The organism is Janthinobacterium sp. B9-8 (assembly GCF_000969645.2).
Lineage (GTDB): Bacteria > Pseudomonadota > Gammaproteobacteria > Burkholderiales > Chitinibacteraceae > Iodobacter.
The window spans coordinates 2,957,338-2,983,300 of record NZ_CP014222.1; the positions used below are offsets into that span (position 1 = coordinate 2,957,338).

22 protein-coding genes and 1 tRNA gene are annotated in these 25,963 nt (G+C 49.1%); 9 read left to right on the forward strand and 14 right to left on the reverse strand.

The window, feature by feature from the left end; translation table 11 throughout:
* Positions 1-160: 160 nt before the first annotated feature.
* Positions 161-1,792: a methyl-accepting chemotaxis protein gene (locus tag VN23_RS13335; RefSeq protein ID WP_052746632.1), complete on the forward strand. Its 1,632-nt coding sequence runs from the start codon at positions 161-163 to the stop codon at positions 1,790-1,792.
* A gap of 59 nt (positions 1,793-1,851) precedes the next feature.
* On the opposite strand, the gene VN23_RS13340 is transcribed toward VN23_RS13335, so the two are convergent.
* The gene (locus VN23_RS13340; RefSeq protein WP_046352334.1) at positions 1,852-2,343 is read right to left on the reverse strand and encodes a DUF1203 domain-containing protein; all 492 of its coding nucleotides are present in this window, start codon (positions 2,341-2,343) and stop codon (positions 1,852-1,854) included.
* A 318-nt stretch (positions 2,344-2,661) separates the two neighbouring features.
* On the opposite strand from VN23_RS13340, the gene VN23_RS13345 reads away from it, so the two are divergent.
* Entirely contained in the window at positions 2,662-3,210 is a 549-nt protein-coding gene (locus tag VN23_RS13345) for a hypothetical protein (protein WP_052746633.1), read from the forward strand.
* An 81-nt stretch (positions 3,211-3,291) separates the two neighbouring features.
* Here the strand turns inward: VN23_RS13345 and VN23_RS13350 are convergent, their stop codons facing one another.
* Both VN23_RS13350 and VN23_RS13355 read right to left on the reverse strand, forming a co-directional pair.
* Positions 3,292-3,810 (reverse strand): DinB family protein, encoded by a 519-nt coding sequence (locus VN23_RS13350; protein WP_197432921.1) that lies wholly within the window; start codon positions 3,808-3,810, stop codon positions 3,292-3,294.
* A 78-nt stretch (positions 3,811-3,888) separates the two neighbouring features.
* Complete coding sequence (locus VN23_RS13355; protein WP_046352336.1) at positions 3,889-4,425, reverse strand: hypothetical protein; 537 nt, start codon at positions 4,423-4,425, stop codon at positions 3,889-3,891.
* A gap of 269 nt (positions 4,426-4,694) precedes the next feature.
* On the opposite strand from VN23_RS13355, the gene VN23_RS13360 reads away from it, so the two are divergent.
* From VN23_RS13360 to VN23_RS13370, 3 genes are all read left to right on the forward strand, one after another.
* The gene (locus VN23_RS13360) at positions 4,695-5,609 is read left to right on the forward strand and encodes a TraB/GumN family protein (protein ID WP_046352337.1); all 915 of its coding nucleotides are present in this window, start codon (positions 4,695-4,697) and stop codon (positions 5,607-5,609) included.
* A gap of 109 nt (positions 5,610-5,718) precedes the next feature.
* Entirely contained in the window at positions 5,719-6,756 is a 1,038-nt protein-coding gene (locus tag VN23_RS13365; RefSeq protein WP_046352601.1) for an NADP(H)-dependent aldo-keto reductase, read from the forward strand.
* A gap of 274 nt (positions 6,757-7,030) precedes the next feature.
* Positions 7,031-8,158, forward strand: a complete 1,128-nt coding sequence (locus VN23_RS13370; protein ID WP_046352338.1) for a methyl-accepting chemotaxis protein — start codon at positions 7,031-7,033, stop codon at positions 8,156-8,158.
* A 78-nt stretch (positions 8,159-8,236) separates the two neighbouring features.
* Here VN23_RS13370 and VN23_RS13375 read toward each other — a convergent pair whose 3' ends face one another.
* Together VN23_RS13375 and VN23_RS13385 are read right to left on the reverse strand one after the other, a co-directional pair.
* Positions 8,237-8,842 (reverse strand): peroxiredoxin, encoded by a 606-nt coding sequence (locus tag VN23_RS13375; RefSeq protein ID WP_046352339.1) that lies wholly within the window; start codon positions 8,840-8,842, stop codon positions 8,237-8,239.
* 221 nt (positions 8,843-9,063) lie between these two features.
* Positions 9,064-11,097, reverse strand: a complete 2,034-nt coding sequence (locus VN23_RS13385) for a methyl-accepting chemotaxis protein (protein WP_046352341.1) — start codon at positions 11,095-11,097, stop codon at positions 9,064-9,066.
* Between the two features lie 372 nt (positions 11,098-11,469).
* Here VN23_RS13385 and VN23_RS13390 point away from each other — a divergent pair, with 372 nt between their 5' ends.
* Complete coding sequence (locus VN23_RS13390; RefSeq protein WP_046352342.1) at positions 11,470-12,141, forward strand: class I SAM-dependent methyltransferase; 672 nt, start codon at positions 11,470-11,472, stop codon at positions 12,139-12,141.
* Here the strand turns inward: VN23_RS13390 and VN23_RS13395 are convergent.
* The 5 genes from VN23_RS13395 to VN23_RS13415 form a co-directional block, all read right to left on the reverse strand.
* Entirely contained in the window at positions 12,138-12,902 is a 765-nt protein-coding gene (locus VN23_RS13395) for a sporulation protein (RefSeq protein WP_046352343.1), read from the reverse strand. The two genes, VN23_RS13390 and VN23_RS13395, sit on opposite strands and share 4 nt — an antisense overlap.
* 108 nt (positions 12,903-13,010) lie before the next feature.
* Positions 13,011-13,619 carry a 3'-5' exonuclease gene (locus VN23_RS13400; protein WP_046352344.1) on the reverse strand — a complete coding sequence of 203 codons (609 nt, stop codon included), beginning with the start codon at positions 13,617-13,619 and terminating at the stop codon, positions 13,011-13,013.
* Entirely contained in the window at positions 13,616-15,409 is a 1,794-nt protein-coding gene (locus VN23_RS13405) for a putative nucleotidyltransferase substrate binding domain-containing protein (RefSeq protein WP_046352345.1), read from the reverse strand. Before VN23_RS13405 ends, VN23_RS13400 begins: the two co-directional genes overlap by 4 nt.
* Before the next feature lie 326 nt (positions 15,410-15,735).
* Positions 15,736-15,828, reverse strand: a tRNA-Ser gene (locus tag VN23_RS13410).
* Between the two features lie 171 nt (positions 15,829-15,999).
* Positions 16,000-16,692 (reverse strand): pyridoxamine 5'-phosphate oxidase family protein, encoded by a 693-nt coding sequence (locus tag VN23_RS13415; RefSeq protein WP_046352346.1) that lies wholly within the window; start codon positions 16,690-16,692, stop codon positions 16,000-16,002.
* 98 nt (positions 16,693-16,790) lie between these two features.
* Between VN23_RS13415 and pdxR the strand changes: the two genes are divergently transcribed.
* Entirely contained in the window at positions 16,791-18,227 is a 1,437-nt protein-coding gene (gene pdxR, locus VN23_RS13420) for a MocR-like pyridoxine biosynthesis transcription factor PdxR (protein ID WP_046352347.1), read from the forward strand.
* Positions 18,228-18,376: 149 nt separating this feature from the next.
* Here pdxR and VN23_RS13425 read toward each other — a convergent pair whose 3' ends face one another.
* The gene (locus tag VN23_RS13425; protein WP_046352348.1) at positions 18,377-19,372 is read right to left on the reverse strand and encodes a type II secretion system F family protein; all 996 of its coding nucleotides are present in this window, start codon (positions 19,370-19,372) and stop codon (positions 18,377-18,379) included.
* A gap of 61 nt (positions 19,373-19,433) precedes the next feature.
* Positions 19,434-20,039 carry a hypothetical protein gene (locus VN23_RS13430; protein ID WP_046352349.1) on the reverse strand — a complete coding sequence of 202 codons (606 nt, stop codon included), beginning with the start codon at positions 20,037-20,039 and terminating at the stop codon, positions 19,434-19,436.
* A 162-nt stretch (positions 20,040-20,201) separates the two neighbouring features.
* On the opposite strand from VN23_RS13430, the gene recC reads away from it, so the two are divergent.
* On the forward strand, positions 20,202-23,534 hold the full coding sequence (recC, locus tag VN23_RS13435; RefSeq protein WP_046352350.1) for an exodeoxyribonuclease V subunit gamma: 3,333 nt from the start codon (positions 20,202-20,204) through the stop codon (positions 23,532-23,534).
* A gap of 456 nt (positions 23,535-23,990) precedes the next feature.
* Positions 23,991-24,629 (forward strand): PEP-CTERM sorting domain-containing protein, encoded by a 639-nt coding sequence (locus VN23_RS13440; RefSeq protein ID WP_046352351.1) that lies wholly within the window; start codon positions 23,991-23,993, stop codon positions 24,627-24,629.
* Positions 24,630-24,711: 82 nt separating this feature from the next.
* Here the strand turns inward: VN23_RS13440 and VN23_RS22465 are convergent, their stop codons facing one another.
* Positions 24,712-24,795, reverse strand: a complete 84-nt coding sequence (locus VN23_RS22465; protein WP_442905455.1) for an IS3 family transposase — start codon at positions 24,793-24,795, stop codon at positions 24,712-24,714.
* 189 nt (positions 24,796-24,984) lie between these two features.
* Positions 24,985-25,506, reverse strand: coding sequence for a TIGR00645 family protein (locus VN23_RS13445; protein WP_046352352.1), 522 nt, complete (start codon positions 25,504-25,506; stop codon positions 24,985-24,987).
* Positions 25,507-25,963: the final 457 nt, after the last annotated feature.

Consider the following 25,963-nt stretch of genomic DNA (forward strand, 5'->3'; position numbering starts at 1 on the left):
AGGGACTATCCCTAGGGTTGCACCTTTTTGGTTGCACCTTATAAAAATAATGACCGCCTGTCTCATCCAGCCTCAGATTCTTTAACCTGTTTAATTCATTTGTAATAACATCCGCCACATTAGAAAATCATAATAAACCCGATTGACAGAGGTATTGCAGATGCTTTACACGCTCAAAGGCAAAATTCAGGCCGTCATGATTTTATTAACGACGCTCACCGTTGCCCTATTTACCTATTTTAGCTATCAGCAAGCACGCAGCCATGCTCTGCAAGCCATTGACAGCCAGCTTACCGCCGCAGCCACCGGCTACCGCTATGTATTAGGCGAAGGCTTTCATGCCGAGCTAAAACCACGCGAGCAAGCCGATCTGCCGCAAATGCGTCAACTATCAGAGCGGCTTACCCGCTATAGCAAAGAACTAGGCTTACCGTTTATTTACGGTTATATCCAGCGCGAAGGTAAAACCTATTACGTGCTCTCTTCCCTCTCGCCAGAAGAAGAAAGCAAACCCGATGCCGAGGTTTACCTCACCGCATCGGATTCCACCAGCAAGCAATTACAAATTGCAATGAGCACCAAGCAGCGCACTTTTGACGAATACGACAGCAAATTTGGCAGCTTTCGCACCATCTTTTTGCCCTTTACTAATAATAAAGGCGAAACAATTGTGGCTGCGGCTGATGCGAATTTGTCATCCGTAAAAGACACTTTAAATAGTATTCTGATGAAATCTGTCATCTTGGGCGCACTGGCTATTTTGCTATCGACCATTGCATCGCTCTGGCTAGCCAATCTGGTCACCCGCCCGCTTAATCGCTTAAGAATTGCCATGCAAAACTTAAATGGCGGCCACGCCGATTTAACCGTGCGCTTAGATAGCAGCAGCCGTGATGAAACATCGCATATTGCAATCGCATTTAATCAATTTATGGGCGACTTGCACAAAATGATTAATCTGGTACGCGATCAGGCTGGCAAACTCAGTGGTGGCGTAGCCGATATTGAACAAATGGCGCAAAAACTATCGCAAGAATCACATAAGCAAGCCGATATGGCCGCCACATCTGCCGCCAATATTGAAGAAGTTACCGTCAGCATTGCGCACATTGCCGACAGCACCCAGCAAGTTGAAAGCACCGTTAAAGAAGCTGATTTGGGCGCACAAGCCAGTGCCGATGCCGTGAACACCATGCGGGACGACACCAATAAAATGGCGGGCACGGTTGGCGAGCTGAGCAACACCATGCAAGAGCTATCTGAGCAATCGCAGAAAATCAGCTTAATCACCGTCACCATTAAAGACATCGCGGGCCAGACTAATTTGCTGGCGCTCAACGCCGCGATTGAAGCCGCAAGAGCAGGTGAAACAGGCCGTGGCTTTGCGGTAGTAGCCGATGAAGTCAGAAAGCTAGCCGAGCGCACCGCCCGCGCCACCGAAGAAATCGAGCAGATGCTTGGCTCAATCAGCAATAAAACCGATCACGCCGTTGGCAAAATGCAAGCCACCAAAGAAATGGTAAGCGGTAATCAAGCGCTAGCCCAAGTAATTGCCGAGCGCATCGGCGGCATGCAGGCTGAAATGCAATCGGTAGCCGGAAAAATCATCGAAATATCCAGCGCCACCCGTGAGCAATCCATGGCCACCGAGCAAATCGCCCAAGTGGCTGAAAAGATCAATCACCAAGTAACCGAAACCGATATTGCACTCAAAAACACCCGAGCAACGCTGACAGATTTGTCAGAGCTGGCGGCCAATTTACAAGGGGTTGTGGGGCGGTTTAAGCTTTAAATCTATTTTCTAAGCCGATTGAGCAAGGCGATATCAATACGCCTTGCTCAGTTGCCGAGCTAAGCACTCGGCCCAGCCCCCTCCGCACTTCTCACTACCTTGCAGGCATAGCAGCCGTAGCCTGCGTAATGCAAATGCACATAAGCAATCGCTGCCCCTTGTAATAGCTGCTGCAAATACTGAACCAGCCGCTCCCCTTCCACCACCTCCGCCATTTTGATCATTCCTTCTGCATCGTAGGCACGTACCGACATCTGCCTTGTTTCCATTTCACCCGGCAATTGGTTCGGCGCTAAAGTGGTAGCCACGCTATTTTCACGCACAAAAATTGGCCCGCTTGCCCGATATGGAGAAGCGCACTGATGGTAAACAAAGGGCAAAAGTAAAACGTGCTCCCCGATCGCCGCATCACGCAGGCTAACGCGGCAAGGATAGCCCAGCGGTTTATCCGCAATTAAACGCCGCGCATTGTGGCTGGCAAGCTCTTCTGTATTCATCGCAAAAAATGGCTGAAATTGTTCAATAGCCAGTGCATAGACTTGAAAATTCATGATTTAACCCCTGAGTAAATTAAACAGCAGGGCCAATCATGGCTAAATCGCCACTGGATAAACACCCGATTCTTGCGCTCTTTCTGATTTATGTTTTAAAAGCAGCAAACTGACTTTGGGAATCTCTGATTTACTCTGCTTTATCATTCCCGCTCAGCTGGGAATCCAGCATTTACACTTGATCTCCGGCAAAAAATTCGGGGATGACGATTTAATCAAAGCTAATTTTGTTGTTTTTATGTAAATATTTACAAGCCTTCTAAAAACTGTAATACCGCGCTGCTATCCTGCCCGCTATACGACTTAGGGGAGTGATCCATGGGTATTTCTACTACGCTACTTGATCACATTTATATCAAAACGCCCCTGGGGCTAAAAGAAATTGCAGAGCGCAGCAGCGGCCTGCTGGCAAAGCAGCGCCGCTTACTGATCTTAATTGACGGCATAAAATCCAGCAGCGATTTAGCCGCGCTATTGGCTGAGTTTGAGCTTACTGCCAAGCTTGATGAGTTGGTGGAGCTCGGGTTTATTCAATTAAAAGATACGGCGTTCAGTGTTGAGCCCAATGTTGAAATCAGCAATAACGTCATTAAAGAGCCGTCCACAGCACCGGCTACTGAAATCATCATCAACCCGATCATTGACCCGATTTTCCTCGAGCAAGCTAAAAATCTAATGATAGAAAGCGCCCAGCACTGCATGGGCATTATGGCCAGATCATTAATTGAAGAGATACAGCAGTGCAATCAAAACAACTACAAAGTGGTCATTGCCCGCTGGAATATGGCACTGCGCCAATCAAATAAAGCACGCACCCATGCCGATCAATATGTAGATGCGGTAAAGACTTTAATTGGGATTGATTGAAAAAAACCAAAAGCTTGAAACACAGAGTTTTGCGAAGAAATGTTGGGCTGATAAAACTTTAGCTCAAGCTAAATTTGCAGCTTACGACCTTTCGAGCATTTCCCGCCTACAGGGCTCAAACTGATGTAGGTATCGGGTAAAGGTATCTTTGGGGCGTTCAAGCCCATTAGAAGCCAAAACTCGGGCGGCCATGCCTCGATGGTTGCTACCATGCGTCAATAAGTGCAGCAGAATTTCCTCAACTGAAAGCTGCCCTTGGTCACCATCCGTGAATTGGAAATAAACCTGTCTACTCAATTCATCTTGGCTCACTGCCTCTGTAAAACCCACCAACCAAGCATCATTCTGATCCATCCGATCTTTTAGCTCAGAGAGTGAAGGCGTTTCAGGAGTATTGTCAGCGCTGTACAGCTCTGGGCTGCCAGATACACGGCTAATAAAAAGACTGTCCACCACGGTTGTGTGGTTCAAGATGCGGGCAAAGAAAGTGGAGTCATCATCCGATAGTAAATGAAGCTGCCGCTCGCCATAGGAGAGAAGCTCCGCATTTGCCCATGCCTTGTACTTAAACGCTTTTAGAAACATATTATTTGCTTGCATAGTGACTCTGGTGAGATTGGAAGGTGGCAGATAACATCTGCATCAGCCTGGACAGCTTTTTACGCAGGTAGTGATGGATTAAGCGCTTTTGTGCCATTCGGGCCGAAATTGAACCACAGGGGTTTCTCCTTGAACTCCAATGTCGTACGAGAAAAGTTTGGTAACTATAAAACGCTTATCTGTTGCGCGAGTTGTGAGCGAAAAGGAAACCTCAATGCGGTTTATTTTGTACCGTGCCTCGCGTACTTTCTGTATGCCAAGCTGATTTACATGCCCAACAGGAATCCGGACTTCCATTACTTGTGGTGCAACAAGCACCCACTCTTTAAAATTTGGTGTTTCATAGGTTTCATCTCCAATGTGAAGACGAATCTCGCTGAGCATAACCTCACAAAGGTGAGGACCAACATTGCGAGGGATAACAGTAACGGCATAACCCTGCCCTTCAAGAAGTGGCTCAACGCGAACTTCAGGCACAACGTACGGGCGGTACTTATTTGAATATTCTCGCCTGAGGAACCATAGGGTAACTGCGGCAAGAATAAATATGCCTAATGTCATTAATGAGCCAAGCGCATTGGCATAATTATTTGAAAATTCTTTCAGTATTTCCATGAGCTTCACCAAGGAGGGAATGTCTGAGGGCTAATGATTGAATGCAGGGGTCTGATCCTTTTTGCTTCTCCTTACTTTCAAATAGCTGCCATATAGCCGTCAGTTTACCAAAAGAACAATGACAAACAAATAGAGCTATAACTTTCTACAAGCAATATTATCTCCAGCCATCAGCCAAAGAAATCGCATTACCCAACGCTTACCTAAGGCATCCATCCCCGCTTGGCTTTATACTGCTCATCCAAACATAAAAATTGCCGGAGACTTGGATGCTTGCTCGATTTCGCCCTCTGATTATTGCCGTCACCGTCGCCTCAACCCTGCTCGCCCCCCTCGCCAGCGCCGCCGTCAGTAAGGCGGTTTCAGCAAGCAATAAAGTAGAAAACGCCAAGAGCCTGCTTTGGAAAATAGAGAAAAAAGGCAGCCCGGATTCCTGGCTCTACGGCACGGCTCATGTGGGCGACCCGCGCGTGACCCAGCTCAGCCCTAAAACCGAGGCCGCTTTTGCTGGTTCAAAAAAAGTGGTTACCGAAATCCGCCTCGATTTTGGCATGATGATGGAGATGGGCAAGCGCATGCTGACCCCCGAACCATCATTAGAGCAAATCATTGATAAAGAGCATTACCAAAAACTATTGCCCGCCTTGGCCGCCCGTGGCTATCCGGAAGTGGCCACCGCCAAGCTTAGGCCTTGGGGCGCTGCCATGCTGCTGATGACGCCGGTACGCCAGCCGGGGCAAATGCCGCTTGATTTGCTGTTTGCCAAAATGGCCATCGAAGGGCAAAAAGACTATTCCGGCTTAGAAACGCTGGACGAGCAATTAAGTATTTTTGAATCGATTCCGGAAGCAAAACAAATTGAGCTGCTCTATGCCGTACTTGATCAGCAGGCCGAAATGGAAATAAGCTATCAGAAAGTGCTCGATCTTTATCTGAAACAAGATATCAATGGGCTAGCCGAATACGCCGAGCAAGATGATTTTAAAATGCCTGATCAAGCTTGGTTTCGCCAATGGCGTGCTCAACTGCTAGAAGCCCGTAACCCACGCATGGCCGAGCGCCTGACTGACAAATTAAAAGAAGGCAACGCTTTTATCGCCGTGGGTGCGCTGCATCTACCAGGCAAAACCGGCCTGATTCAAAGCCTGCGCCAGCAAGGCTACCGTGTAAGCCCTGTAAAATAACCACGTAGGGCGCACTCGAAGCTTTGTGTTCGACCGTTTTTGGTCACACACAAAGCGCAGTGCGCCGAAAATGCCACAAATGCCGCAAACGCCTTACGAGACACGCCCCATGAAATATCACCTTCTGCCCAAAACCGATTTAAATATCTCTACCCTCTGCCTTGGCACCATGACCTTTGGCGAGCAAAACAGCGAAGCCGATGCGCACGAGCAGCTTGATTATGCGCTTGCAGCGGGGATCAACTTTATTGATACCGCCGAAATGTATCCCGTTCCCGGCAAGGCCGAGACCCAAGGCTTAACCGAAAGCTATGTAGGCAGCTGGCTGGCCAAACAAAGCCGCGACAAGATTATTCTGGCGAGCAAGATTTCCGGCCCTAATCGCGGTATGGATTGGATACGTGGCGGGCCGCAATTAAATCGTGAGCAAATCCATGCGGCTTGTGATGCCAGCTTAAAGCGCCTGCAAACCGACTATATCGATCTTTACCAATTACACTGGCCTGCCCGCCATGTGCCGATGTTTGGGCAAAGCTATTACGATCCTAGCCAAGAGCCTGCCCATACCCCGGATTTTGCCGAACAGCTTTCTGCACTTAATGAGCTCGTTCAGGCCGGTAAAGTGCGCCATATCGGGCTATCGAATGAAACCCCCTGGGGCGTGATGGAAGCCAGCCGCGTAGCGCAAGCACAATCTCTGCCACGCATTGCTACCATTCAAAATGTATTTAATTTAATTAACCGTCAGTTTGAGAATGGCTTGGTTGAAACCTGCCATCGTCAGGATGTGGGTCTCTTAGCGTATAGCCCGCTGGCTTTTGGATTGCTGTCTGGTAAGTATTTGGATAACCCGCAAGCGGCGGGGCGAATGACTCGCTTTAGCAATTTTGGCGCACGTTATTTAAAACCAGCAGTGCCGGGTGCAATTGAAGCCTATGTAAAACTCGCCCGGGAACACGGCTTATCCCCTGCGCAAATGGCGCTGGCATGGGTGAGCAGCCGCTGGTATGTAGCAAGCAATATTATTGGTGCCACCACCATGGCTCAACTTAAAGAAAATATCGGCAGCCTAGATGTAATCATCACGCCAGAATTAGACGCCGCAATTGAAGCGATTCATAAGCAAAGCCCTAATCCTGCGAATTAAATGATTAGCGGCTCAATAGATTCAAACATTTAGTTTATTGAGCCATTACCCAAAAAACTGATTATTCTTTAATGCATTGTCAGTGTTTAGTCAAAAAATGGCCTTATCGCAAATTTTATTTTGCAATAGGGCCATTTCTATTTAAAAACCACAATAAACCTGGCTACAAAAAAAATCTCTTTAAACATTAACAATTGATTTTAAGCAAAGTCATTCTATAAAGATGACAGATGTTTTGCTCTCAACCTGCTAGTGCTTGCCAGGGGATCACCTTATGTTTGGCTTTACTCAAAAAACAGAAACAAAAAACACTGCAGATGCTCAGCTCGATACGATGAAAGTAGTGCTGGATCATGTTGATAATATGATTCTGCTCTGCGACACCAGCCATGAAAACAATGTGTTTTATGTAAACCAAACGGCTAAAAGCGTTTTTGAGCAATATCGCCAAGAGATGACCCAAGTTTTGCGCGGAGCAGATCCCACCCAGGCACAGGGAGGCTCTATTCATCGCTTTCATCAAGATCCGGAACGAGTGCGCCGCATTTTGCAGAAACTAGGTAGCGGCGCTAGAAATGCCACCCATGTTGCCGACATCCCTCTAGGCAGTATCACCTTACGTACCAAGGCTTATCCTATTTGGGATGCCACAGACACCAGTAAAGTTAAATGCTACCTAGCCTGTTGGGAAGATATCACCAGCAAAATAAAACATGAAGAATTACAAACAGACGTGGCGAATAAGGCCAGCGCGCTACACGAACAAGTCTCGTACATTGCCTCTACCATGGAAGAAGTCAGTACCAGTATTGATGAAGTTGCACATACCACCGCCGAAGCCAGCAACCGGGGTAACAGCGCTTTTGAAAGCGCCAATGAAGGACAAGTGGTAGTTGAAGGTGCTGTGCGCGGCATGCGCGATGTAGCCACATTGGTTCGCACCACGGCAGGCGTGATCGGCCAGCTCAACACCCAATCCGATAAAATTGGTGTGATTGTGGGGGTGATTAAAGATATTGCCGACCAAACCAATTTACTAGCGCTTAACGCGGCCATTGAAGCAGCGCGCGCAGGCGACACGGGCCGGGGTTTTGCGGTGGTGGCGGATGAAGTGCGTAAATTATCCGAGCGTACAGCCAAAGCCACGGCAGAAATTGGCGAGCTGATTTCTTCTATTCAAATTGAAATCGAGCGTGCAGTAGGCACGATGACTTCAGGCGAAAAAGACGTCAGCGCTGGCGAAGAAAAAGCCGTGAGTGCAGAAAAAGCACTCGCCCGGATTGTGCAGGATGTAGGCGCAATGCGTAATTTAATCAGTGAAATTTCTAATGCATCCGAGCAGCAGGCAAGCTCGGTAAGAGATGTGGCGCAGCGCCTGGAAGTCATTACTTCAAAGCAATAAAAACGCCGTAAAAAATCCCCCGCTGACGCAAGCCAGCGGGGGATTTTTTTAAATTAAATCACTAAAACTTTTTGGTGATTACAGATCTTTAGCGTTTTTAGCTAGGTAATCAGCAACGCCGGCAGCATCTGCCTTCATCCCTGCTTTGCCTTTGTTCCAGCCTGCTGGGCAAACTTCACCGTGCTCTTCAGTGAATTGCAGCGCGTCTACTACACGCAGCATTTCGCTGATATCGCGGCCTAGTGGCAAGTTGTTTACTACTTGGTGCTGTACAACACCCGATTTGTCGATCAGGAAAGAGCCGCGCAATGCAACGCCAGCTTCTACCAATTCAACATCATAGGCTTGGCAAATTAAGTGCTTAATATCGGCAACTAAAGTGTAACCAACTTGGCCAATACCACCTTTTTCTACCGGAGTGTTGCGCCATGCAGCATGAGTAAACTGGCTGTCGATTGACACACCGATTACTTCTACATTGCGGGCTTTGAATTCTTCCAGACGGTGATCAAAAGCGATCAGCTCGGATGGGCAAACAAAAGTGAAATCCAAAGGATAGAAGAACACCACGGCGTATTTACCGGCGGTGGCTGCCTTAAAGTTGTAGCTTTCTACGATCTCGCCATTACCTAAAACGGCTGCTGCTGTGAAATCTGGTGCGCTTTTACCAACGAGTACGGCCATGCGGATGCTCCTTTATGTGCAACTAAAAATTAAACCCAGCATATCATGGGCAAATTGTCTGACTCTGTCCAATCAACAAAGTTCATCCTAATGATAGCTTCTATCAATGAAGGATTGATGATGGCTGTCGCTATTATTTTAACAGGCTGTCAAAAACAAAAGATAACGCTTTCACCCCATTCCGGGCTTGCCCTTGCAGCAAGCCCTGTGAAACACGCCGTTTAAATTTTAAACCGGTCTACGGCTTTTTGTAAATCTAATGAAAGCTCACCCAAGCTTTTAGTGGCATCACGCACCTGCTGCAAAGCCGCATCGTTGTCGTGCACCATGGTATTAATTTTATCTACATGCTGTGAAATATCTTCGGTGGCCTGCGATTGCTGCGCCGTGGTTTTGGCAATGTAATGCACGCTATCTGACATTTGATGCGTGCCGGTGGTGATTTCAGCAATTTGATCGGCGGCTGCTCTGGATAGCTGCACGCCTTCTTCTACCTGCTGCAATGCCAGCTCCATGCCTTGAGCCGCTTGCTGGGTTTCATCCTGAATCAGCGCAATCATTTTGCCAATATCCAAAGTAGCACTGCTGGTGTTCTCAGCGAGTTTTCTGACTTCATCGGCTACCACGGCAAAACCCCGTCCCTGCTCACCCGCCCTAGCTGCTTCAATGGCGGCATTTAAAGCCAGTAAATTAGTTTGCTCGGCCACGCCACGAATCACATTCACCACATTAGAAATCTCGGTAGAGCGCGCCCTTAAACCATTCATCAAGACCGATTGGGTTTTGATGACTTCTTCAATTTTAGCGATTTCACCCGATGTAGCCCGCACGCCCAGCTCGGCTTGCCTGGCATTTTTTTCTGCCACATGGCTCATATTTTCCGCAGCAAGGGCATTCTCGGCAATCGAGTTAATGCCATGCGATACATTTTCAATAGCACCCGCGGTTTGCTCGGCGGCCTGAGCCTGCTGGGCAGAGCCTTTCGCCACGGTATTGGCATGCCCTGCCAACTGGGTAATTTGTAAATTAAGCTCTTTTACCTGTAATTTTACCTTAGCGATCATTTCGGCCAGCGAGGCAACAAATAAATTAAAGGCTAAGGAAGTGCGGCCAATTTCATCGCTGCTGCTTACTTCCAGCCTATGACTTAAATCTGCATCGCCTGCCGATAATTGGGTCATGGCTGCATTTAATTGCATAATGGGTTTAGTTAATAAACTCAGCGTGGCCGATAAAATAATGGAGAGCAGTAATAAGCCCAGCCCGCCAATCAAAAAAGAAAGGTGCAGCAAGCGATTAGATCTCGCATAAAGCTCGGCTTGGGGCACATTAATCACCAAGCTCCAGACCGTGCCGCTTTTTCCCATATTAATCGGCATAAAAAACCGGGTAAATCCGCCGCTCTCTATATGTAAAGCTTTACCCGTTTTAATATCGGCCAATACCGCAGCAGGTACTTCTGCTTCATCAACTGGCTTGGCTAAGCGTGCCGAATCTGGATGGCTGCCATAAATGCCGCCCGCACTGATTAAACTAATAAAACCACTATCAAAAACTTTGGCCTGACTTAGCGTTTTTTGCAGCCCCCCCATTGGAATATCACTTCCTGCCACTCCAATAAATTTCCCTTGATACTGCAAAGGCACAGCAAACGACATCATTAATACCTTGGTATCACTATCTACATAGGGCTCGACCACCGATTGCTTGCCCGTGCTTTTAGGCGCGGTGTAATACGCTCCGCCGTAATATGTTTCTTCCCATTTACGAACGACAGCTTCATCCATACCTTTATCGCCATCGTGCACATATTCAATCAGCTCAATTTTATCGCCCTTGCGCAACACCCAAGGCGCATAAGCACCTGATGGGTAACCCGTTTTATCTTTGGTAAATTCGGCATCCTTGCCATCAAACTGACCGTGCTCATAAATCAGCCACAAATCGTAAAGTTCTGCGTTATCTTTCAGAATTTGCTGCAAAAGATGATTAGTTTGGCTGCGTTGCACTAGCCCGTTTTGCTTGGCGCTATCTAAGCTGCTCGCCAATGTTTGCAGAGGGCTTAGTGATTTTTCCAGCTCATTTTGCACAAATTGCGCATAGTGCTTGGCCATATTTTCTGCGCTGCCAAAAGCCTCAGCGCTCATTTCTTTACGCGTATTCCAAGCTAAAACAGACAGCATCAAGCCTAAAATAAGAAATAAAGAGCCCAATACAGTCATCATTATTTTGGCACGAAAACCAAGCTGTTTCATGAACATGACCCTTTAAAAAGGCAGGATTGCCCTGTAAGAGTAGTAGCAATCATGCCAATCTGTATAAGTATTTCTGCATTAAGATTTTCAAAAAAACTGACAAAAAAAGAAGAATCAATTAAAAACAAGCACGTTTTATATTTTAATTACTTACAAGATCAATAAATACACAGCATAAAACCCGCTAATCATGTCCCTAATACCTTTTTGCAAAGATATCAGCACAGATTATTTATCCGGGTGTTAGCATCAAAGCTCCTTTCATTTTTTGTACTCTGCCCCGCCAAATCCTAATCATTCTTGCAAAGCCCTTCTGAGGAAGCGTTGCGTCGGTTCGAAAAGCATCCAACGCTGCACCTACACAAGGCTTTCATGCCCTATAGCACGCCCCTTGGCTACCAAGTTAAAACTCAAGATATCGCCGTTGCTGGCGGTCTAGATTTGAATATCCGCTCGCTGCTCGATATTCAGCAATATTTTGACCCTCTGGGCGAAGCAGAAAACGCGGGAATTTCGCCTGCTTGCTGGCCGCTATTTGGGCAAATCTGGCCATCGGCACAAAAGCTAGCTGATTTAATGCAAGTTTATGTTTTAGGTGAACGACGGATTTTAGAAATTGGCTGCGGCTTGGCGCTGGCAAGCATGGTGGTGCATCGCAGAAATGGCGATATCACTGCCAGCGATTGCCACCCGCTTACCGAGACTTTTCTTAAAGCAAACTTGCAGCTCAATACCCTGCCCGCGCTGAAATACAGCACCGGCAACTGGGATCGCATCAATTCTGAGCTAGGCCAATTCGACGTTATCATCGGCAGCGATGTGCTGTACGAGCGCAACCAGCCCGCTGCGCTCTCTGCCTTTATTGATCGCCATGCCGCCCCCCATGCCGAAGTGCTGATTATCGATCCCAACCGAGGCAATCGCAGCGCTTTTAACCGGCAAATGGCGGCAAATGGCTTTAGCCTGAGCGAAACATTGATTAACACGCCCCTACATAATGGCAATGCCTATAAGGGGCGTTTACTAAGCTATCTGCGAAGTTAAGCCAAAATCTGGCGTAAATGCGCTTGCCAGTTCACGCTCTGCCAATCTGGCCCCATTAAAAAGGACTGATAGCTATCGCCGCGGAAACGGCGATCCGTTTCCAGCAGCACATGCACACCTTCCGGGCGAGCAATGCAGCTGATTTCTACTTCCTGCACCGAGCTAAATTTCTGCATAGGGCGGAACTCAAACTCCTGATAGCAGCCCAGCGAGCTATGAATATGATTCATCTGAATCGTGCCCGCTTCCACATCCGAACTAACATGGGCAAAGCCTAAAGCGGCCATTGCGGCAATCAGGCCTTGCATTTGTGGCAACGGATGAACATCTAGAAAATCTCTATCTTTGGCATCTACAGCGCTGCTAATTGCTAAATCAGTATGAATCCACACGGCAGCGCGCACATTGGGTGCGTATTGGCTGCCGGGGCTGGCTAATGCCTGTGCATTATTGACGGGTGTTTCCAAGGGAAGCGTCAGCATAAATGGCAGGCGAATCTCTTGCCCTGCAGCAATTTTTAAAGCTCCCGAGGCACGGATGCTGCCTAGCGGCTTGGCCACGCGAGCTTCGTGATCGCCCGATTCTTGCTCTACCTCGGCCATCAAAATTAAATCAACGTATTCGATATCCTGCTCAACCTTACCGCCCTTAATTTGCACATGACCGGACAACACATCGCCGGGGCGCAAACTGGGGTTATTTAATACGGTATCCACACTTGCCCCACCGACGCCCACTGTTGCTAATAATTTTTTAAACATTTTCTCTCTCAACTATCAAATCACAGCAGCTTGAGTACACAGACGCACGCCGCTTAAACGGGGCCAAACTTTACATCATGCTAAGAAAATGCGCATTTGGGATGGCCGCTATTTTTGCCCAAGCTTTAAATAGATCATTGCGGCAAGCAAGGCATCGTTCAGCGGATCATGGCGGGGCAAATCGGGTAGGTTTAATGTTTGCAAAATATGGCTGAGGCTTAGATCTACATCGGGGCGATGTGCCGTTACCATATGGTCATAAAACAAGCCGGACACTTCGATGCTGGCATTGGGCAAAGCCACGCCCAGCATGGGTTTAAGCAGGCGACCCAGCACCGCCAAGTCGAATTCCAGATAATAGCCAATCAAAGGCCGCGGCCCGATAAAGTTCAGCAAAGCGGCCAAAGCATCCTCTATCGCCATGCCCTCTTGTACATCCTGGTGGCGCAAACCATGCACGGCAATACTGGCCGGATCGATCTGGCCTGCGGGTTTAACCAGCAGTTTAAGATGCTCAGAAAGGAAAATCCGCGAGCCTTTAATCCTGATCGCGGCGATGCTTAGAATCTCTGCCTGCCTTGGATCGAGGCAGCTCATTTCGCAATCTAGGCTGATGTATTCATCAAGGGGAGGCACATCCCATAAATAGGCAAACTCTTGATTCGCCAGCGCCAGACTGCGCGATCTGCGCCAGCGCTGCCAATAGCCCCAGCTCATAGCATCCCCAGCTTGAAATGGTGGCTAATCAGCTGGCGAAATTGCTTCACCACCGACAGCGTGTCTTTTAATAGCTCACGCTCTAGCGTGGTTAAAGTAGCTGGATCAATCAGATGATCAACCGGCTTATCCATCGCCTGATTCAGCAGCCCCGCTTTAAGCTGCAAGCCCTGTAAAAACGCCAGAGATTCGGCCAGATCGCGGCCAAAACTCTCGCTTAAATGGCCGATATCACTTAAGCGCTGAATACGCTGATAACTATTACACTCGTCCACCCCATATTGCAGCGCAAGGCTGCGCAAGCCGTGTACCACGGGGAAAATGCCGCCTTTTTTAATATCGAGCGCGTGTTTATCCGGCCCAGCGGTGGTAATCAAGCGAGAAAACAGATTAATTGGCGGGGAGAATTGCTCCACCGGAAAAGCAAACCGCGATAAAAATGCCGCGTTATCGCCTAAATCCTGCTGCAAATACTGGCGCAGGCCCTCAAACAAAGCCAGCTGCCCGCAGACTGGCCGTGCATCCAGCCAGATCGCCATATGCATCACATTTTCACTGCTGGCGCTGCTGGTCCAGTGATTAATTAGCCGCTTATACCCCGCCACGCTTTGCCGCCACTGAGGGTTAGAAACCATCACTAAGCCAGGGCAAGGTGGGTAGCCAAAGGCAATCAACTGCTGATTAAATTGCTCACAAACACGCTCTAAATCTGGGTGCTGATAGCCGTCTTCAATAATCAGCGCATTATCCTGATCGGTATTTAATATCTGCTCGCCACGCCCTTCCGAGCCCAAGACCAGCAGGCACACATGCAGCAGCATCTCTGGCGGGGCTAGTAGGGTAAACAGTCGGCTGAATAAACGCTGGCGAATTTCCCCCACCAGCTCGGCCAGCAGGGTGATTTTCATGCCATTACCGTGCAGCGTGCGTATCAATTGCTGCGTGCTTTTAACCGCCGCCAAGAGCGCGTCGGGGTGAGAGGCACGGCCAATTTGCGCGGTAATGCCGCGTGGATTATGCGAGTTATTAAAAAAAGCCGACATCAGCTCGATCTGCTCCAGCACGCCACAAACTTCGTCGCCCTCCAGCACCACCAGCCTTTGCACCGAGTGGCGCATCATCAAGAGCATGGCGTGATGCAAATCGTCCTCGGCCTGCACACAAATCAGCGGGCGCTTAAGGTGGCGATAAATGGCTTCATGATTAGCATCCAGCCCATCCACCACCACATTGCGTAGGTCGCTCTGGGTAAAAATCCCCACGCCCGAAGCTTCCTTCACCAACACCGCCCGGCTATGCGCGCGCTTCATCAGTCGCGCCGCATCCATCACCGTAGCACTTTCTGCCAGCCAGCAAGGCGTATGCAAGACCGCATCAGCTACCCTTGGCTGCAACTCTTGCACGGGGTGGCTTAGCGCCGCCAGTTTACGTGCCACATCGGCATAAAAAAACGCCGCAAACTGGCTATTAGCATCGCTGATTTTCATCGCCACATCACGCCTGATATGCCAAAGCAGTGTGTCTTCATGCGCATGCAAAGTGCAGCAAGCCTTGCCACTAAGCAGCGATTTGCTATCGAGCACATCAAAACAACCATAAAAGTGAGCCTCGCCGCCCTCTCTAACCAGCCCCTTCATCACCACCAGCAAGGCATCGACTCCCTCACCCTGCTGCTGAATCACCGATCCAGCCGCGTAATAAGCCACATCCAGCGCTGCGGCGATGCGATCCTGCTCGGCAGGATTCAAGCAATTAAACGGTGCACGATTAAAATCAAAGGATGTAGTCATAAGGCCCCCTATGGCTAATTTTAGATTTAATGGCGGGGAAAGGCGGGGGGATCTGGCTGTTTATTGATGAGGATCTGAGGTTGCGCAAGGAAAACCCACACATTGAAACACGGAGATCACAGAGGACATGGAGTTTCAAGGAAAAAAACAGAGCAGAGTTAAGTGCGTAGAAAATAAATGCTTCGCAGCGTTGTATCTAGGCCTTAGCTGATGACGATCGCCAGATGCCGTCGTCAAGACGAAAAAAAACCCTTGATCAACAAGGGCTATTTTCTTATGCAGCTTACTTACTATCTAATACTAGACTCAGCCAGCGCAGCTGCACTTGGCGGAGAGCAAGGGATTCGAACCCTCGATACAGGTTTTGCCCGTATGCTCCCTTAGCAGGGGAGTGCCTTCGACCACTCGGCCAACTCTCCATCAAGACTGCGAATCATACTCAGCTACTTACGCCTAAGTCAATAAAAACTTTCAACCATGCTTGAATATATTCACTCTGCATAATAAAACATCCAAGCGTTAGAGATAGCTTGGGGTAAGCCGCTCAAAAAATGGCCTATAAAAACAAGCATCAGAAGGGACTTAGAAAGTTAAGATGAACCCAGCCCCAAACCAGCCAATGCCGCACTGCATATCACTGGCCAGCTCCCGCCCCACTCACGCACATAAGCCGGTATCACTGAATACTTTCCTTCGGGCTCAGGTGTAGTTTGAACTTGCTCTAAAGGTAAAACGCCTGCCCATACGCCAATTTGCATATCTTTTTCATCATCCATTGGCCCGCCAGATCTCACTTTTGCTGCAGCTTCTGATAATGAAACGCGCAGCACAATAGTTGCGCCTATTTCTTTTGAATTACCGGGCCGCACTTCATCTTTGCGGCCACTGGCGATCTTATCCATCAGAGCGTCTAATGCGGCCGATTTATCGACCTCAGCGATTACCTGCTCAAACTGGCCATAGATCACGGCAGATCGATAATTCATCGAATGATTAAATGCCGAACGCGCCAGCACCAAACCATCGAGATGAGTAATTGCGACCGAGGCTTCTACCCCCTTCGCCAATAGCTTCATCAGCCGCCCCCCATTAGAGCCATGAATATACAAATGCTCGCCGCTACGCCAGCAGGCCGTTGGGATGCAGTGTGTGCTCGTGCCATCATAAAAAGCGATATGACATAAATAGGCCGCATCAATAATCTGATACAGCGTTTCTTGATCATATTGAGCCCGCTCTGGAGCCCGACGGATACGAGTGCGGCGACTTGGATAGCTAGACATGATGTACTCTGCGTTGTGTTGATATACATGCACACAGACTATCCCAACAACTGGCTCCAAGATAAGATCCAATACTGGCAAAAAAATTGGAACCAGTAATGGATTACTCACTCCTGCTTAAATCCGATCAAACTACAGGCCGCTCGCGCCAGCATGGCCTGTATGAGGCACTCAGAGCGGCTATTTTGGCAGGAACGCTCTCCCCGGCCACACGCTTACCCTCATCAAGGCTGCTTGCCCAAGAATTAGGCATGGCGCGTAATTCGGTGATTTACGCTTACGAGCAACTAGCCGCAGAAGGCTTTTTGCTTGCGGATCGAAGCGGCACCAGAGTTGCCTCTTTAAAGCTGGGCAGCAGCCAAACCCCCACTGCAAACCCATCGATAAACTGCCTATCCCAGCGCTGCCAGCCATTTTCTGCACGCTTTGCCGATGAAACGCTGCAAGCGTTTACCCCCGGCGTGCCAGCGCTGGCTGATTTTCCCATTGCCCGCTGGCAACGCGTCTTGGCCCGAAGCTGGCAAAAAAGCACGCCAGAAAAACTCGCCTATGGCAATACGGCCGGAGAAGATGTTTTGCGAGAAGCCATTGCGGCACATCTGCGTGCAGGCCGTGGCGTAGTCTGCGATGCGAGCCAGGTTTTCATTAGCGATGGCACCCAAAACAGCCTCGATTTATGCGCCAAGCTGTTTGCCGATGTGGGCGATACGGCGTGGGTAGAAAGCCCCGGCTATACCGGTGCAGCCAATGCTTTTACAGCGGCCGAGCTTAATATTATTGGCATCGCACTTGATCAGGATGGCATCCTGCCACAGGAAAAAGATTGGCAAGCAGCCCCTCCCAAGCTGATTTACCTGACCCCATCACACCAGTACCCACTTGGCAGTGTGCTCAGCCTTGAGCGGCGTTTAATGCTACTGCAGCAGGCCCAAAAATACGGCAGCCTGATTATCGAAGACGATTACGACAGCGAATTTCGCCGCGACGGCCAGCCTCTGCCCGCAATGCAAGGGCTGATGCCCCATGCCCCTGTTGTCTATTTGGGCACCTTTAGCAAAAGCATGTTTCCCGCCTTACGCACGGGCTTTATGGTGGTTCCCGCCCATTTAGCAACAATGGTCGAAAACATGCTCAGCCAATGCCAGCCGCGAGGCCGCCAAATAGAGCAATTAGCACTGGCCGAATTTATTAACAGCGGCGGCTTTAGCAGCCATTTACGAGCGATGCGCAAACTCTATGCAGCTCGGCGAGACGCCATGAGCGAGGCATTAAACAAGCACTTAGGCGGCTTGATTACGATCTACGGAGGCTCTTCCGGAATGCATTTATCCATCGCGCTGGATCATGCTTTTTCTGATCAAGCCATTAGCGAAGCCGCCTTAAAACAAGGCCTGGTGGCCCGCGCATTAAGCAGCTACACCATAGGCAATCAAAGCCCCGTCAACGGCTTTATCCTTGGCTACGCACAGGTGCCTTGTGAGCGTATGGATGAGAAGATCAAACAACTGGCGGATATTATTTGCAGTGCAAAATAGGTGAGTTAAGCCGTAATCTGCTTTTTAGTGCCTTCGGCACGTTGATTTAGGTGCGGGTTTTCTCCGTGAAACTCTGTGTTCTCTGTGACCTCCGTGGTTCAAGATTTGGGTTTGTGTTGTGTCACATCATTTTTTGAAAAATATGCAATCTACAAATCAGCAGGCATCTGAGGCGCGCCACTTCCAATCACCATGCCATAAGCCATCCACAGCATCAGCAGGCCGTACATGATTCTTGGGAACCACTCGGCCACTTTGCTTTGGAAATCGGCAATGGTTTCGCTTTCCATATTCACATGCCGCAGCAGCATTTCAGGCAAAGTGCCGCTGGCCTCCCCTGTTTGCACAAAGCCAATTACCCGTTCTTCCCCTAAAAAAAACTGATGATCAAGCGCTTTAGCTAGGCTATCCCCGCGCTGCATTTTGGGCAGAATGCGGCTGTATTCGCTGCGAATCAGCTGATTATGAATCGCCCGATTCGCCTTAGGCAGAGCATCAAACATCAGCAGGCCCGCTTCCAGCATCAGCGCCAGGCTTTCAAAAAAATCCCGCGCATTGCGCCGCACATGCATGGCCCCAAACAGCGGCATTCTGATCAGCATTGTTTCAAGCTGCAGCCGTAAACGCGACGGCTGCGCGACTTCCAGCCAATCTGAAACCCCTCTGAACAAACCATAAAGGCTGATAAAAAACAGCAAGGGCCGCAGGCAGCGCCATAAATAAGCAGCCGGGCTCAGCGCGCCCAAAACCAAATCGGGCAAAGGTTGCACCAGTAAAGCCAGCACAAACACCACGATGGGCAGCATCATTTTGGAGCGCATCTGCTTGCTTAATCTGGCCTTCAAGGTATAGCGCTCAGCAAGGCGAAAGTAAGTACGCGCCGGGCTGCCCGCGCTAATCGCCACATGCAGCAAATCCGCTTCCAGATCGCTAAACAAGCCCGACATCCGCCCCGCAGCCGCCACATCCTTGCCCCGCCCCAGCCACTTACGCGCCTCGTCCACCCTAGGCTGGGCTGCTTTCGCCAGCCGCAGCGACAGAAAAGCCTGCGCCACCGGCAAACCTGCTTTCTCCATCGTTGCCAGATGGGTGAATAGATCGGCACGGATGGCGTCAGTTAATGGGGGGAGTTTGGATTTAGGCATGGGGTTTAGTTTAGAAGGAAAAGCCTTATAAAGATGCGATTCGCTGTCAATTTAATCGCGTTTAAATAAAACTATCATCAAAATATATTTTGACTTGCGATAGTTTATGATCGGCATCGAAATAAAATTCGATATTAGTCGTACCATCATCATCTCCGCATTGGTTTAATGCCCAATTCTTTTTACTTGCTGTGGATAGCTTTATCGTTTTACCACTGAATAATATATCTCTTTCAGCTAGGCTCATGACTTCTTTCTCTGATTTCATACCCAGCAAAGCCATTATTTCTGACTTTTTCTGCCCAATATAAAACTGAGTTCCCAGCTTATATTTTTGATTTGATAAGTTAATCCGCTCTATTTGCTTCTCTCGTTTTTGTTCATCTGCAACCGTAAAGGTTAAACCCTGATAAATTAAATCTTTAAGAAAATAAGAACCAGCATTACCGCCTGAATGATATTCATAACGTTTGGTTTGCTCTGGCTGGCCTATTTTTTTAAAAACGACATCACTTTTATCCAGCAGATTCACGCTATTAATACTTATCTGGCTGGATTTTAAACAAACCATTTCAGCCTGATCGGCAACGTTTGCATATGCAGAGGCTGAGATTAAAAGCATTGAAATCAGCAAAACTGATTTTTTTATCTGCTCCAGGAAATACATTTATTACTCCTTTAGGTTTATTTTATAAAGACACAATGAACAAAAATGACTAAATCATATGGGGTTTTCAAAAAAATAGCCCTAGTCACAAACCAACCCCTGCTGCATTCCCCCCAACTTTCCGCTACCCTCTCCCCCAAGCCCATTCAATAAGACTTTCCCGTGCTGCATCTATTTCAATCCAACCGTATCGACGTTCTGCTGGCGGCTCTGGCACATCAGTTAGAGACTTCTCCTTTGGCTTCCCCTTTTGAGCAGGAAAAGATTGTGGTGCAGTCTAAGGGGATGGGGCGGTGGTTGAATTTTCGTTTGGCGGAAAAGCAAGGCATGACGGCGCAGATGGGCTATCCGCTGCTGGCGTCTTTTTTCTGGGATTTGATGCAGCGCACGCTGGGTGGCAATCTGCCGAAGAAGTCGCCGTTTTCGCGGGAGATTATGGGCTGGCGGGTGCTGGCCTGGCTGGATTCGCAGCCTAATGCGCCGGTGCTGCTTAATTATCTGCGTGAAGGCGGAGATTTTAGGCGCTTTGAACTCGCCACGCGCATTGCCGATGTGTTCGATCAGTATTTGGTTTACCGCCCCGACTGGCTGCTGGCTTGGGAAAAAAATCAGAGCCTAGGGCTGGGGGATGATGAGGCTTGGCAGGCGGCGCTGTGGCGCTATCTATCTAAGGATGAGCTAGATATTCGTGTCGATGGCGGGCATCGGGGCGCGCTGCTTGCGGCAACCCACAAGCGGCTGCTCGACCCGCGCCCTTTGGATTTGCCCAGCCGGGTTTCACTGTTTGGCATATCCAGCCTGCCGCCGGTGTATATGGAGATTTTACGGGCGCTATCCAAGCGCTGCGAGGTGTTTATCCATGCGCTGAATCCTTGCGGCGAGCCTTGGGGCGAGATTCGGGATGCGGCGGAAATCGCCCGGCTTTCTGATGGTTTTGATCCTGAAGACTTGTATCTGGAAGTCGGCAATCCACTGTTGGCGGTGTGGGGAAAGCAGGGGCGGGAGTTTTTTAATCAGCTGATTGCCGAGCCAGAAATCGTTGAATATTTCACGCCTTTTCCTGGCAACCACGACACGATGTTGCAAACGCTGAAAAGCGATGTGCTGGAACTTGTCGCCCGCAGCCCGGAAACCGCACAGCGCGTGGCGGCAGATGATAAATCCCTGCAAGTGCATATCTGCCATTCGGCCATGCGCGAAATTGAGGTGCTGCACGATCAACTGTTGGCGCTGTTCGAGGCCGACAGCACGCTCACCCCCGCCGATATTGTGGTGTTAATGCCCGATATCGAACATTACATTCCCTATATTGAGGCCGTATTCGGCAGAACAGGCGGCGCATCCGAGCTTGCCGCGCCCCATGTGCCCTTTGCCATTGCCGACCGCAGCCTGAAAGACGCAGCTCCCTTGGCGCAAGCCCTGCTGGAGCTGCTTACCCTGCCGCAATGCCGTTTTGCCAGCGACTGGATGATGGCGCTGCTGGATATCCCCGCCATTGCCCGCCGCTTTGAAATCCCGACTTCCGACTTGCCCACCATTCACCGCTGGATCAGCGAACTGGGCATTCACTGGGGCAAAGATGGCGAGCATAAGGCCGAGCTGGGTTTACCCAATACTTTTGAGCACACCTGGCGCTTTGGGCTGGACAGATTGCTGCTGAGCATCGCCCTGCCCGCTGACGTGGCGGGCGCTGCCGCACCGCTGTTTGCCGGCACATTGCCAGGCTCTGGCGTGGCGGGAAATCAGGCGCAGCTGGCTGCTGGCCTCGCAGCTTTTGCCGAAACGCTGTTTGAGCAAGCCGCATCGCTATCGGGGGAGCACACGCCCGAGGTGTGGCATAGTAAATTGATCACCATGATAGAGGCGCTGTTTGCACCGGATGATGATGAGGCGCTAATTCTGGCTGATTTGCGCGAGCAGATTATTGAATTTGCCGAGCAAAGCCGCGCCGCAAACTACGATGCGCCGGTGGATTTATCCGTGCCGCGCAGCTGGCTCAATGGTGCACTGTCCGGCAAGATTCCGAGTGGTGGGTTTTTAACCGGCGCGGTGACGTTTTGCGCCATGGTGCCGATGCGCTGCCTGCCGTTCAGAGTGATTGCCCTGTTGGGCTTTAATGATGGCGCTTTCCCGCGCGAATCACGCCCGCCGGGGTTTGATCTGATGGCGCACAATCCACAATATGGCGACCGATCCCGCCGTGCCGATGATCGTTATCTATTCCTTGAAACCCTGCTTTCGGCCAGCGATGTGCTGTATCTCAGCTATGTAGGGCGTGGTATTCAGGATAATGGTGTGATTCCGCCATCGGTGGTGGTGTCTGATTTACTCGACGCCGTGGGTCGCAGCTTTGTGCTGGACGATGCCCCGTCTCAGCCTGCCCTTGGCAACGAAGCACTGAAATGGCGACGCATCGAGCGCGAGCGGTTGCTAAAGCATCTGATTACCGAACACCCGCTGCAGCCCTTTAGCCCACGCTATTTTAAAGACGCGGCCTTCATTGGAAAAAGACTCCCCGCCTATTCTCCACTCTGGTTTGCCGCGGCCACCGCCATTGGCCAGTCTCAGCTCCAGCCGCTCTCGGTATTGGCAGAAAGCTTGCCCCTGCCCGACCCAGAATTTAAAAACGTAGCATTTAACGATTTGCTGGCCTTTTGGCGCAACCCTACCCGCTATTTATTAAGAAACCGCATCGGCATACGGCTTGCCGATGAGGCGGTGGAATTCGAAAGCAACGAGCCATTCAGCCTGTCTTTTTCCGCCAAAAGCGAACTAAACCAGGTGATCTGGCAATCCCTGGAGCAAGGCTGGAGCAGTGATTCCATCGCCACTGGCCGCGCCGCTGGACTGCTGCCGCACGGTGGATTTGGCGATATGAGCGCCGCCAAGCAATCAGCCACCCTGCGTAAACTCTATAACGCCGCCGAACCACTGCTCAGCGATGCAACGCTGGCACCGCATACTTTCCTATTTAAATTTGCGGACGATATGCAGCTCAATGGCGCACTGCACCAGCTGCGCCCCAATGGGCAGGTGGCCGTCTGGACAGACCACAGCTCGCCCATCGAGCTGATCGCCTGCTGGCTAAAACACCTCGCCCTCTGCCACGCCGCGCCCGAAGGCGTATTACTTGAAACACGCATCGTCAGTCAAAAAGGCCATTGGCGCTTTGGGCCGGTGGAAAACGCAGGCCTCGAGCTAGAAAAATGGCTGCATTACTACTGGCAAGGCCTATCCAGCCGCCTGCCCTTTGCCACCCGTAGTAGCGCCAAATATGCCGAAGCGCTCAGTAGCGACGATGGCTCGGCAGATGCGGCAGAAAAAGCCGCGAGAGAAAGTTGGCTCGGCAACAGCCTGCGCGGCTTTGCCGGAGAAGAATCAGAAATCTGGTACGAAATGGCTTGGCGCGGGCAAAGCTTGCTGGGTGATGAAGGATTTGCGGAGATGGCAAATGGATTGTTGTTGGCGATGTATCAGGCAAGAAGCGAGGTTTAAGCCTTACGTTTAAAAGCAAGCCCAGACAAACAGGCCTAGCGGTGCTGGGCTTGCTTGAAACGCGGTGCTACAGCAAGGATAGCAAGCCAGTAGTTTGTCTGTGATGTAAATCACACCATCTATTTTTTATGCAATACCAATATTCCTTTCAAAAAACCATATCTTTCTTTCTGCTAAAGAAAACACCTCCCAAAAAAAGCATACAAAACAGAGTCAAGGACACGCCCACTCTCGATTTGTGCTTTTTACAAATAATTACACCCAATAAAAGAAATGATCGATGCTATTTATTGCTTAATTAAACTTAATACCAAATGTAAAAATATGTGAAGAATAACGTATTGAAATAGCAAGAGCATATCTGTACAAACCCTGATAAATAAATTTTGCGGTTATCCCCCCAAAAAAAATTTGGATTTTTAGTGATTTAAATCTCAATTAAAAAGGAATACACACATGTCCCCCTTAAATAAATCAGCTGCAATTATTATAATTTCTTTACTTAGCTCAAGCGCTTATGCGATATCTGAGGCCTATGTAGATTCGGTAATAAGCTTTAAAAATGCAGCGGGTGCAAATGTCAGCAGCGTAACGGGTAACAACGGCAGCAATGTTCTAGGCTTCACTACCAATGTATCCACCACCCTGCCGCTTGGCGCACCGGGAACAGCAAAATGGGCCTCTGTAGTGCAAGGAGGCGAAGCCATTTATGGCTTTACGGGCAAGCAGGCCACTGGATCAATTGATATTTACACCATTGTGAACGGTGCCGGTGAAATCGCCAAAATCTATGGCCGCCTAGGAAATACAGGAAGTTGGTCTTTCCTTGGACAAACCGATTCAACACCAAATGGCAACTTTTCCCTTGCCCCTAAGCAGATCTCTTTTGCATTAGGATCTGGAGTTGTAGTTGATCAAATTGGTATTTTCTCCCAAAACAATAATGGCTACTCGCCAGGCTTTGATATTATGGGAATTGGTGGTAATGGGATGGTTAGCACCCCCGTGCCTGAACCAGAAACCTATGCCTTAATGGGCTTAGGCTTAATTGGTTTACTGGCTCATCGGCGTAAATCATCTGCTAAAAATATTTAATTTTTTTAGCTTAGTCTATCTTTTTAAAGAGAATAAATTGCTTTTTTTTGAACTGCCCCCAATTAGTTGGGCAGTATAAAAGCTAGGTGCTCAAGGGCTGGGTTCTGTATTGCACAGGACTCAGCCCTTTTAACTTCAGCTTGATTCGGTCGGTCGTGGATACCATATTGCTTGGAGATCGTCTTAATGCCTGCTTCGCCAGTTAAATATTGCTGAACGACAGAAAGCTTGAATTGCGTTGTGTACTCAGACTTAAAAACACCCCAAAAATATGGACGGGTGTCCAACTTTTGGGGTGCAGTTCAAAACCAAGAATACTTTTTCAATTCAGAGGGATAAAGCTCAGCTCATCCGCTCACTTATGCTGTTGCGGTGCCACCGAATGCAAAAGCTTATCGGTATAAGCCAGTGCAGCAGCAGAAACAAGGAAAGACAAATGGATAGTCACCTGCCATTGCATGGTTACCGGGTTCATTTTGTCGGCGTTGATAAAGGTCTGAAGCAGATGAATCGAGGAAATACTAATAATTGCCATCGATAATTTAACTTTAAGCACGGTGGCATTCACATGATCCAGCCATTCCGGCTGATCAGGGTGAGAATTAATCCGTAAACGCGACACAAAGGTTTCATAACCGCCCACAGTGACCATCAGCAGTAAATTGGCAATCATCACCACATCAATCAGCCCCAGCACCGAAAGCATAATCTGCGTTTCAGTTAGCGTGGTCAGGTTCATCATCATAGTGAAGAGCGCGGCCAGAAACTTATACGCGTAAACCCCTTGTACAACAATCAAACCAAGGTAAATGGGCAATTGCAGCCAGCGGCTGCCGAAAATGATTTTACCTAAGATATTAGAGTGAGAGACTTGCATACACTTCTTATTGGATTGTGGTGAGCCTGAATTGTCTATGTTGTCTAGCCTGCTTGGCAAGCCTCTTTCTCAATCACTGATGGCAATTTTTGCTTACTCTTCACGGATATTACACAGCGACTGTTACTTGTTCACTTTCTACGAAGAACCGCTTTGTATCAGTACCCTCACTCAGCGCCGTTTAACAACACACCCCTATCCCTCTTGAGAACTGTTGGTTTTTCACCGCGCCACTCATGAAAATCCCTCAAGAAAAAAAAGATGTAACAGATTGTTTTAATAAATAAAAACATCGATTAAATCTCCATTCATGTATTGCTCCGCACTAACTATTCCCAAAGACAAACGCGGCCAGCATAGTGCAGCCAGTCCCTAGGGAATCTCCAGCCACAGCTTAGAAGCGATAAAGCAGAAGGCCGTGGCTGGCATAAGAGAAGTTCATAAAAAGGATGGAGAA

What these genes read in the sequence shown, in the direction of transcription:
- VN23_RS13365 (WP_046352601.1), top strand. Translation starts at nt 5,719, where the DNA reads ATGAAATATCACCTTCTGCCCAAAACCGATTTAAATATCTCTACCCTC.
- VN23_RS22465 (WP_442905455.1), bottom strand. Translation starts at nt 24,795, where the DNA reads ATGGTATCCACGACCGACCGAATCAAGCTGAAGTTAAAAGGGCTGAGT.
- VN23_RS13400 (WP_046352344.1), bottom strand. Translation starts at nt 13,619, where the DNA reads ATGAGCTGGGGCTATTGGCAGCGCTGGCGCAGATCGCGCAGTCTGGCG.
- VN23_RS13425 (WP_046352348.1), bottom strand. Translation starts at nt 19,372, where the DNA reads ATGCCTAAATCCAAACTCCCCCCATTAACTGACGCCATCCGTGCCGAT.
- VN23_RS13375 (WP_046352339.1), bottom strand. Translation starts at nt 8,842, where the DNA reads ATGGCCGTACTCGTTGGTAAAAGCGCACCAGATTTCACAGCAGCAGCC.
- VN23_RS13390 (WP_046352342.1), top strand. Translation starts at nt 11,470, where the DNA reads ATGCCCTATAGCACGCCCCTTGGCTACCAAGTTAAAACTCAAGATATC.
- pdxR (WP_046352347.1), top strand. Translation starts at nt 16,791, where the DNA reads ATGGATTACTCACTCCTGCTTAAATCCGATCAAACTACAGGCCGCTCG.
- VN23_RS13385 (WP_046352341.1), bottom strand. Translation starts at nt 11,097, where the DNA reads ATGAAACAGCTTGGTTTTCGTGCCAAAATAATGATGACTGTATTGGGC.
- VN23_RS13440 (WP_046352351.1), top strand. Translation starts at nt 23,991, where the DNA reads ATGTCCCCCTTAAATAAATCAGCTGCAATTATTATAATTTCTTTACTT.
- VN23_RS13335 (WP_052746632.1), top strand. Translation starts at nt 161, where the DNA reads ATGCTTTACACGCTCAAAGGCAAAATTCAGGCCGTCATGATTTTATTA.
- VN23_RS13350 (WP_197432921.1), bottom strand. Translation starts at nt 3,810, where the DNA reads ATGCAAGCAAATAATATGTTTCTAAAAGCGTTTAAGTACAAGGCATGG.
- VN23_RS13370 (WP_046352338.1), top strand. Translation starts at nt 7,031, where the DNA reads ATGTTTGGCTTTACTCAAAAAACAGAAACAAAAAACACTGCAGATGCT.
- VN23_RS13345 (WP_052746633.1), top strand. Translation starts at nt 2,662, where the DNA reads ATGGGTATTTCTACTACGCTACTTGATCACATTTATATCAAAACGCCC.
- VN23_RS13355 (WP_046352336.1), bottom strand. Translation starts at nt 4,425, where the DNA reads ATGGAAATACTGAAAGAATTTTCAAATAATTATGCCAATGCGCTTGGC.
- VN23_RS13340 (WP_046352334.1), bottom strand. Translation starts at nt 2,343, where the DNA reads ATGAATTTTCAAGTCTATGCACTGGCTATTGAACAATTTCAGCCATTT.
- VN23_RS13405 (WP_046352345.1), bottom strand. Translation starts at nt 15,409, where the DNA reads ATGACTACATCCTTTGATTTTAATCGTGCACCGTTTAATTGCTTGAAT.
- VN23_RS13395 (WP_046352343.1), bottom strand. Translation starts at nt 12,902, where the DNA reads ATGTTTAAAAAATTATTAGCAACAGTGGGCGTCGGTGGGGCAAGTGTG.
- VN23_RS13430 (WP_046352349.1), bottom strand. Translation starts at nt 20,039, where the DNA reads ATGTATTTCCTGGAGCAGATAAAAAAATCAGTTTTGCTGATTTCAATG.
- VN23_RS13415 (WP_046352346.1), bottom strand. Translation starts at nt 16,692, where the DNA reads ATGTCTAGCTATCCAAGTCGCCGCACTCGTATCCGTCGGGCTCCAGAG.
- VN23_RS13445 (WP_046352352.1), bottom strand. Translation starts at nt 25,506, where the DNA reads ATGCAAGTCTCTCACTCTAATATCTTAGGTAAAATCATTTTCGGCAGC.
- VN23_RS13360 (WP_046352337.1), top strand. Translation starts at nt 4,695, where the DNA reads ATGCTTGCTCGATTTCGCCCTCTGATTATTGCCGTCACCGTCGCCTCA.